Raw genomic sequence first — 14,801 nt, 5'->3', positions numbered from 1 at the left:
TTCTCGTACCTTTGTCATACGATTAAATATGCTATCATAATGAAGAACTTTATCAAGGGATTCCGGTTTACCCCCTCTAATTATCCGGCAGAAGTAGAAGCAAAAATACAGAAATACAGAAAGCAAGGTTATAAACTTCCACCGCGCAAAGTACTCCGTACTCCCGAGCAACTGGAAGGTATCCGGGAAAGTGCCAAGATCAATACTGCACTGCTGGACTATATTTCAGAGAATATCCGGGAAGGCATGTCCACCGAAGAAATTGATGTGCTAGTGTATGATTTCACCACCAGTCACGGTGCCATCCCTGCCCCACTCAACTACGAAGGATTTCCCAAAAGTGTTTGCACCAGCATCAACGATGTAGTGTGTCACGGAATACCCAATAAAAATGAGATTCTGAAAAGCGGAGATATTATCAATGTAGATGTTTCCACCATTTACAAAGGATATTTTTCCGATGCATCCCGTATGTTTATGATTGGAGACGTCAACCTTGATATGCAAAAGTTAGTACAGGTAACCAAAGAATGTATGGAAATAGGAATTGCTGCCGCACAACCCTGGAAACAGCTGGGTGATGTAGGCGCCGCCATCCAGGAACATGCAGAAAAGAACGGATTCAGCGTAGTCCGTGATCTCTGCGGACATGGCGTAGGGATGCAATTCCATGAGGAACCGGACGTAGAACATTTCGGACGCCGGGGCACAGGCATGATGATCGTGCCGGGCATGACCTTCACCATCGAACCCATGATTAATATGGGAACCTACGAAGTGTTTGTAGACGATGCCGACGGATGGACCGTCTGCACCGACGATGGACTGCCTTCCGCCCAATGGGAAAATATGATTCTGATTACTGAAACCGGAAACGAAATTCTGACATATTAATGGAACTGATTCTACTTATTGTTATTGCCGTGTTAATGATAGTCCTACTTGTATTATCACTAACCAAAGGCAACAATCAAACTCAAGCAGAACAATTACAAATAGCCTTGCGTCAGCAAATGCAGGAAAACCGGGAAGAACTGAACCGCAGCATCCGGGAACTTCGCATGGAAATGACGCAAACGCTGAACCAGAATATGCAACAGCTCCAAGATGTTCTGCACAAGAATATGATGACTACCGGAGAACTGCAACGACAGAAATTCGACATGATGGCCCGCCAGCAGGAAGCATTACTGAAATCCACCGAGAAACGACTGGATGACATGCGCCTGATGGTGGAAGAAAAGCTCCAGAAAACCCTGAATGAACGTATCGGTCAATCATTCGAAATCGTCCGTTCGCAACTTGAGAACGTGCAAAAAGGACTGGGAGAAATGAAATCTCTTGCTCAAGATGTCGGCGGACTAAAAAAGGTATTGAGCAACGTAAAGATGAGAGGAACGTTCGGCGAAGTCCAACTGGGTGCACTCTTAGAACAAATGATGAGCCCCGAACAGTACGACGCCAATGTCAAAACCAAAAAGAGCGGAACCGAATTTGTAGAATTTGCCATCAAACTTCCGGGAAAAGATGACGCCAACAGCACCGTCTACCTCCCCATCGACGCCAAATTTCCGAAAGATGTATACGAACAATATTACGATGCATTCGAAGCGGGAGACGCAGCATTGATGGAATCGTCCGGCAAACAATTGGAAAATACAATCAAAAAGATGGCAAAAGACATCCATGATAAGTATGTGGACCCGCCTTTTACCACAGATTTTGCCATCATGTTCCTCCCGTTTGAAAGCATATATGCCGAAGTAATCCGACGCACCAGTCTCATCGAAACACTCCAAAAGGAGTATAAGATTGTAGTTACAGGTCCGACAACATTAGGCGCCATCCTCAACAGTCTCCAGATGGGATTCCGCACACTTGCTATCCAAAAACGTACCGGAGAAGTCTGGACCGTATTGGGAGCTGTCAAAACAGAATTCAGTAAATTCGGAGGGTTACTTGAAAAAGTACAAAAGAACTTGCAAAGCGCCGGTGACCAACTCGAAGAAGTCATGGGAAAACGAACACGTGCCATCGAACGCAAACTGCGGCAAGTGGAACAGTTGCCACACGAAGAAAGCCAAAAGATTCTACCTATTGACGTAGAAGACGATTTGACAGATTACTAACTGATATTATTTAGGCACGGATTACACGATAAACACGGAAAGAAAATAAACTTATCCGTGCAATTCGTATAATCCGTGCCTAAAAAAATTAGAGAAAGTGTTTCGACACACCTCCACACTAAACAGAAAATGCTCTACAACATTTCCATATCACGTCAATCCGCATAACTCCGCAAAGCCAAATTCTTCACCCAAAGAACGAAGATACCCGTCAGAATCAGATTCAATACCAGAGTAAGCACTGAAATAACCAATGCCGGGCCACCCAAGTTATATCCCAATGCAATGAAAATGATTCCGGCCCCTACCTCACCACGGGTAAACATACCGATGGAAAGAGCCAGTCGCTCACTTAATTTCCGGTCACGATAAAAGAACATCGGACAAAGCTTTCCTATATTCGACAATAAAGAGACAATCACCACATGAAACATAATCATTCCCCACGACATCATCTCCTGCGAACCAGTCACGGAATAAGAACCAGCATGAGTCTCCGCAAAGTTCACTCCGATAAAATGCGGCATACTCATTCCCACCAGGAACATGAAGAAAAATGAAATCCCGGTAGACACCTTTCGTTCCACAGGTGTGTCATGTTCCTTATGTTTCATAATCATACCCAGAACAAATGCCGGCAACAGGACTTCAATATGAATACTTCCCTCGTCCCCATACAATTCTTTACTCCCCAGATACAGTATTTGAGTAGCCAGAAATATAATCATTGAATAAAAGAGGATAGCCTTCCAGTCCTGACGCCAATCATACTTATTCAATCTTTGCCAGCCGATCGACAATAACAAGAACACAATCACCACCACAATAATCAACTGCCAGCGCAGCCCAATCATCATAATCTGAAGAGGAATCATTAAAAGAATCGTATCCAAGTCATCGAAAATTGCCAATACCTGTATTTTCTTATAAATCCAACTGGACTTCAGTCCGATAGCCGCCAACATCGTAAACAGAATACCGGCTGATGTAGGTGCAGCAAAACGGCTTAACAATAAATTCTCCTTCCATGCTTCCCAACTATTCCAAAAATCGGGAGGAAGCAATACAAACACATAATAAATAGCAATCATAAACCATGGTAAAGCAGCCGTAGCCATGGCTATAAAATAATCTTGAGCGTAACTTTTCCACCGTGTTTTATCAAGGACGAACTCACGGCCTACATTAATCATTATAAAACTAAGACATACATAGAGTAGTACATTCGATATGGATTTAACAGCTCCATACCCATCTCCTGCCATCATCGGCAGGAATTGCGAAACCACGAGCCCCAACATCAGGAAGCCCGAAAAAGACAGAACTTTTCTCATATTTATAGTTGTTTGTTGCTAAAAAGTAATTGCCAAGGAAAGCTCTGCAGACAGAAGGCAATCACCTGGTGTATTAAAAACTAACCGCAAGTCAATTTGTTCAGAACAGATCTCTGAAAAATTGCTTGCGGCAGTATTTTTAATCCAGCTTCAGTACGGCGAGGAAGGCTTTTTGCGGCACTTCCACGTTACCGATTTGTTTCATTCGTTTTTTACCTTTTTTCTGCTTTTCAAGCAGTTTACGTTTACGGCTCACGTCACCACCATAACACTTCGCTGTCACATCCTTACGAACAGCCTTAATCGTTTCACGGGAAATAATCTTAGCCCCGATAGCTGCCTGAATGGCAATATCAAACTGCTGCCGCGGAATAAGCTCTTTCAGTTTCTCACACATCCGGCGTCCCATATCGTAAGCATTGTCAATATGTGTCAAAGTAGAAAGTGCATCCACAGGCTCACCGTTCAACAAAATATCCAGCTTCACCAGCTTCGAAGTACGGAAACCATTCGGATGATAATCAAACGACGCATACCCTTTAGAAATACTCTTCAACTTATCATAAAAGTCAATCACAATTTCTCCCAAAGGCATATTGTAATAGATTTCCACCCGGTTACCGGAGATATATTCCTGTTTAATCAATTCACCACGCTTACCCAGACAAAGCGTCATAATAGGACCGATATAATCAGTCGTTGTAATAATAGATGCTTTGATATACGGTTCCTCGATATGGTCAATCATCGTCGGGTCAGGCATACCACCGGGGTTGTGCACCTCCTTCATATTGCCCTGCTTATCATATATATGGTAGGACACGTTCGGTACCGTAGTAATCACATTCATGTCAAACTCACGGTCCAGACGCTCCTGCACAATCTCCATGTGGAGCAATCCGAGGAAACCACAACGGAAACCAAAACCCAAAGCCAATGAAGACTCCGGTTGGAAAGTCAACGACGCATCATTCAGCTGCAACTTTTCCAAAGACGCGCGAAGATCTTCAAAATCTTCCGCCTCAATCGGGTACACTCCGGCAAACACCATCGGCTTCACCTCCTCAAACCCGGCAATAGCCTTGTCACACGGACGGGCAATATGTGTAATGGTATCTCCCACCTTCACCTCTTTGGAAGTTTTGATACCGGAAATTATATATCCTACATCCCCCGTACGAAGTTCGTTACGAGGCACCATATCCATTTTCAACACCCCTATTTCATCGGCATCATACTCTTTTCCCGTATTGAAAAACTTCACCTTGTCGCCCTTGCGAATCGTGCCGTTTTCAATCTTGAAATAAGCTATAATTCCACGGAAAGAGTTGAATACAGAGTCGAAAATCAAAGCCTGCAACGGCGCCTCTTCATTCCCTTCGGGATGAGGAATACGTTCAATCACAGCAGCCAGTATCTCTTCCACTCCCATACCCGTTTTACCGGATGCACGAATTACCTCCTCGCGCTTGCAACCCAACAGTTCAACGATTTCGTCCTCCACTTCTTCGGGATTGGCGCTCGCCATATCGCATTTATTGATAACCGGAATAATCTCAAGGTCGTGTTCAATGGCCATATACAGATTCGAGATCGTCTGCGCCTGCACTCCCTGCGAAGCATCGACAATCAGCAATGCCCCTTCACATGCAGCGATAGAACGTGACACCTCATACGAAAAGTCCACGTGTCCCGGAGTATCAATCAGGTTAAGGACATACTTCTCCCCCTGATAAGTATATTCCATCTGGATCGCATGGCTCTTGATAGTGATCCCTCTTTCTTTTTCCAGATCCATATTATCAAGCATCTGCCCTGAAGTCACCTGAATGGTGTTAGTAAACTCCAACAGACGGTCGGCCAACGTTGACTTACCGTGGTCAATATGAGCAATAATGCAAAAGTTGCGAATATTCTTCATTCTGAATTCTTATTATTTTATCTTTTTGGTGTGCAAAGATACGTAAATGGCGGAATAAAAAAAAATGCGTTGATAACATTATGATCATGTACCAACGCATTTTTTTATTGCTTAAGTGAGTTACTCGCTTAGATCAATTTGATGAAGAGTTCACCTTCAACTTCTTCCACAGAGACTTTGTCTTCTCTCAATAACCAGCCAAGGCCGAGGAACAGATCTTTGTCAACCAATTTAGTTGCTTTTTTAAGCTGCTTGGCAGTCATTCCTTCTGTTTCGTTCAGTGCATTCCAGATAGTACCTGCAATTACACCAGCTTTTTCTTTCAACATTTGCTTTGCAATTTTAGTTAGACATGCTTAAAATCATCCGGTCAAAAAGACTTTCAGATTTTATTTCGGGGACAAAGATAGTTATTTTTATGTTATATAACACTTTATTGAGCACTTTTTTATCGTTTTTGTAATAAAAAAGCATTTTTTCTTTCATTTAGGATGCTTTTCGAGATATTCAGACCAAATTCTTGCCGCTTCTTCCACCATTTTAGCGCAAGGACGCTTGCTATAATATTGAGCAGTACGCTCTTCCGGAATCGTTGAAACGGGATCTTTTTTCTTTAATCCCAACAATTCGCCACAAATCAGCGAGCCGTTACGCTTCTTAAATTCAGCCGCCAGTTCTTGCACCACCGCATAATTGGCAGCTTTTCCTTCCCGGTCTGTCGCTTCCGTAGCGCCGGTTTCCAAGCCCGCCACCAAAAACATGCCGCAGGCAGCTCCACACGTTTCACGCATTCGTCCTATCCCCCCGCCAAAGGAAGCACCCATACGCAACGCCTGTTCCTGTGTAAATCCATACATATCCGCAAAGGCCGCTACTACCGACTGTGAGCAGTTGTATCCGCTCTTAAAAAGCTCCACTGCTTTCTGTATTCTATCTTCCATAAACTATTTTGCATTTTTATTTCGCACAAAAATATAAAAAAGTATCTTTGCATCAGATAGGGCGTAAAGATTAAAATCAAAAAAAAGAAAATATGAACAAAACTATTTCATATAAAGAATCGACAGCCATTGCCATCCAAGCTATGATAAGCGCAGCCAGAAAGGATGAATATGCTGACAGGAAAAGAAAAAGTGGTTTTCCCCAAAACAGAAAGAAACGTGATGTCACTCTCAAAGATGTACGTGAATGGAACAAGAGAAGAAATTATAAAGAGGATGCAGGAATTGCCGTCAATGCAATGATGGCGTCAGCTATCAACGACCCCTATGTGGACCTGAATCCACCCTCCAAATTCTAAGAGATAAAACAATGGCTACAACATTCGATATTCAACTCCCTCATTACTCGCGTGGATTTCATTTAATCACGCGTGATATCATTTCACAACTACCAGCACTTCCCGAAAGTGGCCTGCTGGTAGTCTTTATCAAACACACCTCTGCCGGACTAACTATCAACGAAAATGCAGACCCGGACGTACGGCATGACTTCCAGACATTCTTTAATAAACTGGTTCCCGACGGTGCCCCCTATTTCATCCATACCCTCGAAGGCCCCGACGATATGAGCGCCCATATAAAAGCCTCCCTGATAGGAAGCTCGGTCACTATCCCCATCAAGAATCACCGCCTGAACCTGGGAACATGGCAAGGTGTCTACCTCTGCGAATTTCGCGACGGAGGAGACACCCGTAAATTGAGTATTACTATCCTATAATATTTCCAACGCCATCGGACAATGATCGGAATGTACGGCCTCATTCAGGATATACGCACGTTTCAACAGCGGGCGTACCGGCTCACTAACCATGCAATAGTCAATTCTCCAACCCTTATTTTTGGCACGCGAATTAAAACGATAGCTCCACCAGGTATATTCCTGTTTTTCGGGACAAAGCGTACGGAAAGAATCCACATACCCCGCAGACAGGAAACGTGTCATCCACTCCCGTTCTTCAGGAAGGAAACCACTGTTTGTTGCATTCCGGACAGGATCATGAATGTCGATCGGCTCATGGCAGATATTATAATCACCACAAAGAATCAAATTGGGACGGGACTTCTGCAACTCCATCACATACTTTTGAAAATCTTCCAGCCACACCATTTTAAAAGCCTGGCGTTCGTCCCCGCTCGTTCCCGAAGGGTGATAAACACTGACTACCGATAAGTCTCCGAAATCCGCCCGGATAAAACGTCCTTCATTATCATAAGCCTCCATTCCCATCCCATATTCCACATGGTCCGGTTCCTGCTTGGTAAGTATGGCCACTCCACTGTATCCTTTCTTCTGCGCCGAATACAAATAAGACTTGTAACCCAACGCTTCAAACACCTCTCCCGGATACTGGTCCGGTTGCAGTTTCGTTTCTTGCAGACAAAGAATATCAGGATTCTCCTGCGCCAGCCATTCCGGCAAACCTTTAGATACGGCGGCACGTAGTCCGTTCACATTATAAGTAATAATCTTCATCGATCTATATGTATTGATTTATATTCATTTTATGAAAACAAAAGCATGATATTCAGTACCGAAACAATAATGGCAATCGAATACAACACAAACGTGCTCCAACGACTATTGACATAATCTCCCATCACCTTTCGGGAAGACGTCAGTCCCACCTGCAAAAATACCGTGAAAGGTAATTGAATACTAAGTATCATCTGCGAAATAATCAATCCTTTGAAAGGATCTCCAATAAAGAAAATCAGCAATAAGGCAATTCCCAGAGATAAAAGGACTCCTACCTGCGAATGGCTGTCTTTGATATGATACGATTCACCGAAAATACCCGCAAAGATGGAACCTGCCGCCATTCCGCTCGTAATGGTGGATGAAATACCCGCCATCAGCAATGCCAGTGCAAATACGATGGCAGCATTACTTCCCAACAAAGGTTCGAGCAATGACTTAGCCTGTTGCAGTTCCTCTACCTGAATACCGCTTTTAAAGAAAGTAGCGGCAGCCAGAAGAATCATGGCACTGTTAATCGCCCAGCCGACAATCATAGAGAAAAGAGTATCAAACAACTCATATTTCAAAACCTTCTTAATAGAAGCATCATCTTTCTTATTATATTCGTGACTCTGAATCACCTCCGAATGAAGAAACAGATTATGAGGCATCACTACCGCTCCCAACACACTCATGATAATCAGCATACTTCCTTTCGGAAAAGAAGGAGTCACCCACCCTGCTGTCGCAGCCGGCCAGTCTATTTCCACCAGAAACAGTTCGTAGATAAACGAAAGCCCGATAACAGAGACAAATGCAATGATGGAACGCTCTATCTTTTTATACGAATTAGTGAAAAGCATGATAGAGACAAAAAGCGTAGTCAACACAGCTCCCCATATAATAGGAATATCAAAGAGCATTTCCAACGCAATGGCACCTCCCAGAATTTCCGCTAAAGAAGTAGAAATCGACGCCAATACCGCCGTACCAAGAATAGGTCGCGACACCCATTTGGGAGTGTATTTAGTGGCCGCCTCCGAAAGGCAAAGTCCGGTAACAATCCCCAGGTGGGCAACGTTGTGCTGAAGCACAATCAGCATAATAGTAGACAATGTAACCACCCAAAGTAAGGAATAGCCAAATTCGGAACCGGCGGCGAAGTTAGAAGCCCAGTTTCCCGGATCAATAAATCCTACCGTAACCAGAAGCCCCGGACCAATATATTTAAAAACATCCAGTCCACCCAGATAGCGTTTATGATCTTTGCGTTTTAAGTCTTGAAAAATATTCTTCATTTTTGCATAATAGTTTTAACCTTACAAATATACTTATAAATAACGAGTGAAGGTCAATTTTAGTTCAAAATACCGACAAGTAAGTAAACAACACCCGGATCCCCCCCTATGGATTCCCACAAAAAAAAGACCCTCGACAAAATAAATTGCCGAAGGTCTTGAAAAATATCAAATTTTACAAAAATAAAAGAAGTCGATTAATATCCCATCTCATGTAATGCACGACACAATTGGTCAGGACATGAAGTCGGTCTGCCACCACAATGCACTCCTTCAAGTTTTGCGATAACATCCGCTACCTTCATTCCTCTCACAAGGCGGGAAATACCTTGAAGGTTACCATTACATCCTCCCCAGAAAGCAACTTCTTTCACCACTCCATCTTCCACATTCAGTTCGATGTTGGTGCTGCAAGTTCCCTGGGTTCTATACACATATTCCATAACCTTGTCTTATTCTCCCTCTTCCGGCTGCATATTGGTATAAACAGTCTGCACGTCGTCAAATTCTTCCAAACGTTCGATCATCTTATCCAATGTTTCGCGCTGTTCCGGAGTCACCTCTTTCATGTCGTTCGGGATATAAGTGAAGTCTCCACCGACATCTTCAAAGCCACACTCCTCCAGGTGTTTCTGAATAGCGGCATAGCTCTTGGGATTACCATAGATAGTGATTGTTCCTTCTTCATCATCCTCTTCGTATTCATCTTCCACATCATAATCGATCAGATCCAGAATCAGTTCTTCCATATCCAATCCGTCTTTCTTCTTGAAAGTGAATACACATTTGTGGTCGAACAGGAACGCGAGAGATCCCATTGTACCGAGATTACCGCCAAACTTATTAAATACCGAACGAACGTCAGCCACCGTACGGGTTGTGTTATCTGTCAGCGTATCCACAAATACAGCAATACCGTGAGGACCGTATCCTTCGTAAGTCATGCTCTTGTAGTCGCTCTGGTCTTTACCCATTGCGTTTTTGATAGCACGTTCAATATTATCCTTCGGCATATTTTCACGCTTACAAGTAGCGATCACCGAACGCAAAGTCGGGTTATTTTCAGGTTCCGGACCGCCTGCCTTTACAGCTATCGCGATTTGTTTACCCAGTCTTGTAAATGTTTTAGCCATGTGGCCCCATCTTTTCAGTTTAGCGGCCTTTCTATATTCAAATGCTCTTCCCATTGGTTTATATTTTTAGATTGAAATTTTAAGTTTATCTAAGTTTGGCACCCAGCTTATCTTCCAAGTTCTTCACCAGTTTCGACATGATCTTATCAATCATCTTATCATTCAAAGTCTGGCTCTCATCCTGAAGCAGGAAGCTCACTGCATACGACTTCTTGCCTGCTTCCAGATTTTTACCTTCGTACACATCGAAGAGTTCCACTTCTTTCAGCAGCTTCTTCTCTGTTTCGTAAGCAATCTTTTCAATTTCGGCAAACTGCACATTCTTGTCAAGCAACAATGCCAGGTCACGTTTCACAGCAGGGAACTTGGAGATTTCCTTGTAGCTGATCTTCACAGAACGGATAGCCTTCATCAGTTCCTTCCAGTTCAAGTCGGCAAAATACACTTCATTGTCAATATCAAATGCTTTCAACAGCTTCTTAGTCACGATACCGAAGGAAGCAAGACGCTTACCACCCTTCGTATTGATAGAAAGTGCGGCAGCAAAAATATCGTCCGTCAGATTACCGACAACCAGATTGTGCAAATCCAGTCCCAGACGCTTCAATATATTTTCTACATAAGCCTTCAATTCATATACCGAACTGTTCTCATCTGCATGTGCCCATGAATTGGAAACCTTCTTACCGGTTACCCACAAGCCCAGGTGATAATCTTCCGAATAAGGAGCCAGTACCTTCTCTTCGTTCTTCTTGTCAGCATTGAAATAATAACAGTTACCGAATTCGAAGAATTTCAAATCAGCGTTCTTACGATTGGCGTTATGAGCAATGCTTTCCAGTCCGCCGAACAGCAAGGTCTGACGCATAGCGTTCAAATCAGCACTCAACGGATTGAGCAACATCACCAGGTGATTGGACGGATAAGCCTCCAACCCATCATAATAAGCAGCACGAGTCAGTGAGTTGTTCAGAATTTCATTGAATCCACAACCCACCAGTTGTTCTGCAATCAGACTCTGCAATTTATTCGACTTGTCGTGTTCACCCTTTGTAGTCAGACTGGAGTTCAGCGTAGTCGGAATTTCCACATTATTATATCCATAGATGCGAAGAATATCTTCAATCACATCGCAATCACGCTGCACGTCTACACGATAAGGAGGAACAGCCAATGTCAGTCCTTCTGCCGTTTCATTGGTAATCTTCATTTCCAAGCTAGTCACAATGCTCTTGATTGTCTCTACCGGGATCACTTTACCTACCAAAGAATGTACTTTTTCGTAAGCAAGATCGACGATAAAATCCTGTGCAGGAGTAGTGAATACATCTTTTATTTCAGAAGAAATCGTACCGCCAGCCAGTTCTTTCACCATCAAAGCAGCCAGTTTCAAGCAATAAATCACACCGTTCGGATCGATACCACGTTCGAAACGGAAAGAAGCATCCGTATTCAAGCCATGACGACGAGCCGTCTTACGCACCCATGTAGGATGGAAATAAGCACTTTCGATGAATACGTCTGTCGTAGCTTCCGTAGAGCCGGAGTCCAGTCCGCCGAATACGCCGGCAATACACATGGCCTCTTCCTTGTTGCAAATCATCAGGTCGCGTTCGTTCAACTTACGCTCCACTTCATCCAACGTAACGAACGGAGTACCTTCGGGCATTGTCTTCACAATCACTTCATTGCCTTTAATCTTTCCGGCATCGAAGCAATGCAACGGCTGACCGAAAGCATGAACGATATAGTTCGTAATATCCACTACATTATTAATAGGACGCACACCGATCAGGCGCAATTTGTTTTGCAGCCATTCCGGACTCTCCTTCACCGTTACACCTTTCACGGTAACACCGGCATAATGCGGACAAGCTTCGCTGTTTTCAACCTTCACTTCGATATTCAAGTCATGGTTTTCCACTTTAAAGCCATCCACTGACGGGCGTTGTAAAGTTGCCTGACGACCGTTCTGAATCAGATAAGCATACAGGTCACGAGCTACCCCATAGTGAGAGCAGGCATCCGCACGGTTAGGCGTGATATCCACTTCCAGTACATAATCGCTCTTGATATTATAATAATCCTTGGCAAGCGTACCCGGAACAGCATTTTCCGGCAATACGATAATACCTGCATGATCCGTACCGATACCGATTTCGTCTTCGGCACAAATCATACCAGTAGATTCCACCCCACGGATTTTTGATTTCTTGATGGTAAAACATTCGTCACCATCATAAAGTTTTGTACCTAAAGTAGCTACCACCACTTTCTGTCCGGCAGCCACATTCGGGGCACCACAAACAATCTGTACCGGTTCACCGTCTCCCAGATTGACAGTAGTAATATGCAAATGGTCAGAATTAGGATGTTCCGTGCAGGTCAGCACTTCACCGATCACCAGTCCTTCCAAACCACCTTTAATGGTTTGCACTTCTTCTACACCACCTGTTTCCAAGCCAATAGACGTCAACGCAGCAGCCGTTTCATCGGGCGTCAGGTCGAAATTGACATACTCTTTCAGCCAGTTATAAGAGATATTCATATATTTAATTTTTTATTGTTTCTCAAAAAGATTTGCAAAGTTAATAAGATTTTTCGGTTGACCGAGAAGGTTAGATAAAAAATTGCGCGTTATTTCACCACAGGGACGCAACTAGAACGGCAAAGGTCCATCCCCCGGTGCTCCGAACGGATTCGCTGTCTGCGGTGCAAAATCAGGCGCGGGAGAAGGAGGTACGGAACCTGCATTACCTGTATTCATTTTCGATCCTAACATAGCCCCGGCAGGCTCACCCGGCATCGGGATAACCATATCGTCCTCCGGATTGGAGAAACGGGTAAATTCTCCCTTAAACCGGAGCAACACCTCGCCTACCGCACCATTACGATGCTTGGCGATGACAATCTCCGCCATACCACGCAGGTCATTACCACGATCATCCTGATAAATCTTATAGTATTCCGGACGATGGATAAAGCACACCATATCGGCATCCTGCTCGATGGCTCCCGATTCACGAAGGTCACTCAACTGCGGACGTTTACCATCAATACCTTCACGACTTTCCACACCACGATTCAACTGCGACAGTGCGATAATCGGAATATTCAACTCTTTCGCCAGTCCTTTCAACGAACGGGAAATGGTACTAACCTCTTCCTGACGGCTACCAAATGCCATACCGCTCGCATTCATCAACTGAAGGTAGTCAATAATAATGATTCTCACTCCATGTTCACGTACCAGACGACGCGCTTTCGTTCGAAGTTCAAATACAGACAGAGACGGAGTATCATCCACGTAAAGCGGTGCATCCATCAGATTCTTCAGTTTATAGTCCAACTGTTGCCACTCATAACCAGCCAACTGTCCGCTCTTGATCTTTCCACTTTCAATTTCGCAGACATTGGAAATCAAACGGTTCACCAACTGAACGTTACTCATTTCAAGAGAGAACAACGCCACCGGGTTCCGATAATCGACAGCAATATTCTTAGCCATAGAAAGAACAAAGGCGGTCTTACCCATCGCAGGACGTGCAGCGATAATGATAAGGTCGGAATTCTGCCAACCGGAAGTCATCTTATCGAGCTTTGTAAAACCACTCTCAAGACCACTCAAACCGTCGGTTCGCGCCGCAGCCTTCTGAATCAGCTTATAGGCTTCGTCAATCACCGGATTGATCTGCGTATAATCCTTTTTCATGTTCTGCTGCGAAATCTCAAAAAGTTTACCTTCCGCTTCCTGCATCAAGTCGTCCACATCCAGCGTTTCATCGAACGCCTTACTCTGGATATTGCTTGTAAATGTAATCAGCTCACGCGCCAGAGATTTCTGTGCAATAATACGGGCGTGATACTCAATATGCGCTGATGAAGCCACCTTACTACTCAATTGAGTAATATAGAACGGGCCTCCCACCTCTTCCAATTCTCCACGTTTGCTAAGTTGTTCCTTTACAGTCAGAATATCCACCGGCTTCTGATTCACCGCAAGATCGGTGATAGCAGAATAAATCAACTGATGCCGGCGTTCGTAAAAAGATTCGGGACGAAGAATCTCACTCACCAATGAGTAAGCGTCTTTTTCAATCATCAAAGCTCCCAAAACTGCTTCTTCCAGTTCAGGCGCCTGCGGCTGAATACGTCCATAATCATTTACCGGTTGTATTTTAGTAGACTTTGAATTGCGGGTATTTCTTTTCTGTTCGGCCATCGAGGTATTTACTATTTTACAATTTACTATTTACTATTTTGCGACCGGACAAACTCCTTTATAACAGAGTTTTTCCAGTCGGGACGACAAAGATAGAATATAATCATGAAGAATGGATAAGGAAAAATGAAGATTTTACTAACTTTGCTCCCGAATTACATTCAACACATGATTAATTGTCATGTGCGGCACTGCAAATAGTAAATCGTAAATTGTAAAATAAACAGATAGCTAAAAAGTAAATTTGAGAAAAGCGTAGCGATTCAACTGAAAGAGTGGTCGTTACGCTTTTGCTTTTGATGTG

14 protein-coding genes are annotated in these 14,801 nt (G+C 43.7%); 4 read left to right on the top strand and 10 right to left on the bottom strand.

All coding sequences use genetic code 11. The features are described from left to right. Positions 1-39 precede the first annotated feature (39 nt). Positions 40-894, top strand: a complete 855-nt coding sequence (gene map / locus KQP79_RS22755) for a type I methionyl aminopeptidase (RefSeq protein WP_004309213.1) — start codon at positions 40-42, stop codon at positions 892-894. Beyond that, the gene (locus KQP79_RS22750) at positions 894-2,129 is read left to right on the top strand and encodes a DNA recombination protein RmuC (protein ID WP_004303563.1); all 1,236 of its coding nucleotides are present in this window, start codon (positions 894-896) and stop codon (positions 2,127-2,129) included. The genes map and KQP79_RS22750 overlap by 1 nt, the downstream gene beginning before the upstream one ends. Before the next feature lie 155 nt (positions 2,130-2,284). Here KQP79_RS22750 and KQP79_RS22745 read toward each other — a convergent pair whose 3' ends face one another. From KQP79_RS22745 to KQP79_RS22730, 4 genes are all read right to left on the bottom strand, one after another. Further along, positions 2,285-3,463, bottom strand: coding sequence for a hypothetical protein (locus tag KQP79_RS22745; protein ID WP_004309214.1), 1,179 nt, complete (start codon positions 3,461-3,463; stop codon positions 2,285-2,287). 139 nt (positions 3,464-3,602) lie between these two features. Further along, positions 3,603-5,384, bottom strand: coding sequence for a translation elongation factor 4 (gene lepA, locus KQP79_RS22740; protein WP_004325757.1), 1,782 nt, complete (start codon positions 5,382-5,384; stop codon positions 3,603-3,605). A gap of 128 nt (positions 5,385-5,512) precedes the next feature. Beyond that, positions 5,513-5,713, bottom strand: a complete 201-nt coding sequence (locus KQP79_RS22735; protein WP_004295603.1) for a winged helix-turn-helix domain-containing protein — start codon at positions 5,711-5,713, stop codon at positions 5,513-5,515. 153 nt (positions 5,714-5,866) lie between these two features. After that, entirely contained in the window at positions 5,867-6,325 is a 459-nt protein-coding gene (locus KQP79_RS22730; protein ID WP_004295601.1) for a C-GCAxxG-C-C family protein, read from the bottom strand. A 92-nt stretch (positions 6,326-6,417) separates the two neighbouring features. Here KQP79_RS22730 and KQP79_RS22725 point away from each other — a divergent pair, with 92 nt between their 5' ends. Together KQP79_RS22725 and KQP79_RS22720 are read left to right on the top strand one after the other, a co-directional pair. Beyond that, positions 6,418-6,684 (top strand): hypothetical protein, encoded by a 267-nt coding sequence (locus tag KQP79_RS22725; RefSeq protein WP_004295600.1) that lies wholly within the window; start codon positions 6,418-6,420, stop codon positions 6,682-6,684. 11 nt (positions 6,685-6,695) lie between these two features. Then, positions 6,696-7,103 carry a secondary thiamine-phosphate synthase enzyme YjbQ gene (locus KQP79_RS22720; RefSeq protein ID WP_004309216.1) on the top strand — a complete coding sequence of 136 codons (408 nt, stop codon included), beginning with the start codon at positions 6,696-6,698 and terminating at the stop codon, positions 7,101-7,103. Here the strand turns inward: KQP79_RS22720 and KQP79_RS22715 are convergent. The 6 genes from KQP79_RS22715 to dnaB form a co-directional block, all read right to left on the bottom strand. Then, positions 7,098-7,859 carry an exodeoxyribonuclease III gene (locus KQP79_RS22715; RefSeq protein ID WP_004303567.1) on the bottom strand — a complete coding sequence of 254 codons (762 nt, stop codon included), beginning with the start codon at positions 7,857-7,859 and terminating at the stop codon, positions 7,098-7,100. The genes KQP79_RS22720 and KQP79_RS22715 overlap by 6 nt on opposite strands. A gap of 29 nt (positions 7,860-7,888) precedes the next feature. Continuing rightward, on the bottom strand, positions 7,889-9,142 hold the full coding sequence (locus KQP79_RS22710; RefSeq protein WP_004295597.1) for an Nramp family divalent metal transporter: 1,254 nt from the start codon (positions 9,140-9,142) through the stop codon (positions 7,889-7,891). Positions 9,143-9,339: 197 nt separating this feature from the next. Next, positions 9,340-9,585, bottom strand: a complete 246-nt coding sequence (locus tag KQP79_RS22705) for a TIGR03905 family TSCPD domain-containing protein (protein ID WP_004295596.1) — start codon at positions 9,583-9,585, stop codon at positions 9,340-9,342. Between the two features lie 9 nt (positions 9,586-9,594). After that, positions 9,595-10,329, bottom strand: a complete 735-nt coding sequence (locus KQP79_RS22700; protein ID WP_004295595.1) for a YebC/PmpR family DNA-binding transcriptional regulator — start codon at positions 10,327-10,329, stop codon at positions 9,595-9,597. 31 nt (positions 10,330-10,360) lie between these two features. Further along, on the bottom strand, positions 10,361-12,823 hold the full coding sequence (gene pheT / locus KQP79_RS22695) for a phenylalanine--tRNA ligase subunit beta (RefSeq protein WP_138343730.1): 2,463 nt from the start codon (positions 12,821-12,823) through the stop codon (positions 10,361-10,363). A 111-nt stretch (positions 12,824-12,934) separates the two neighbouring features. Beyond that, positions 12,935-14,497: a replicative DNA helicase gene (gene dnaB / locus KQP79_RS22690; protein ID WP_022199634.1), complete on the bottom strand. Its 1,563-nt coding sequence runs from the start codon at positions 14,495-14,497 to the stop codon at positions 12,935-12,937. Positions 14,498-14,801: the final 304 nt, after the last annotated feature.

The sequence above is a fragment of the Bacteroides sp. DH3716P genome (genome assembly GCF_025914115.1).
Taxonomy (GTDB): Bacteria; Bacteroidota; Bacteroidia; order Bacteroidales; family Bacteroidaceae; genus Bacteroides; species Bacteroides ovatus.
This window is presented reverse-complemented; position numbering and strand designations above follow the sequence as displayed.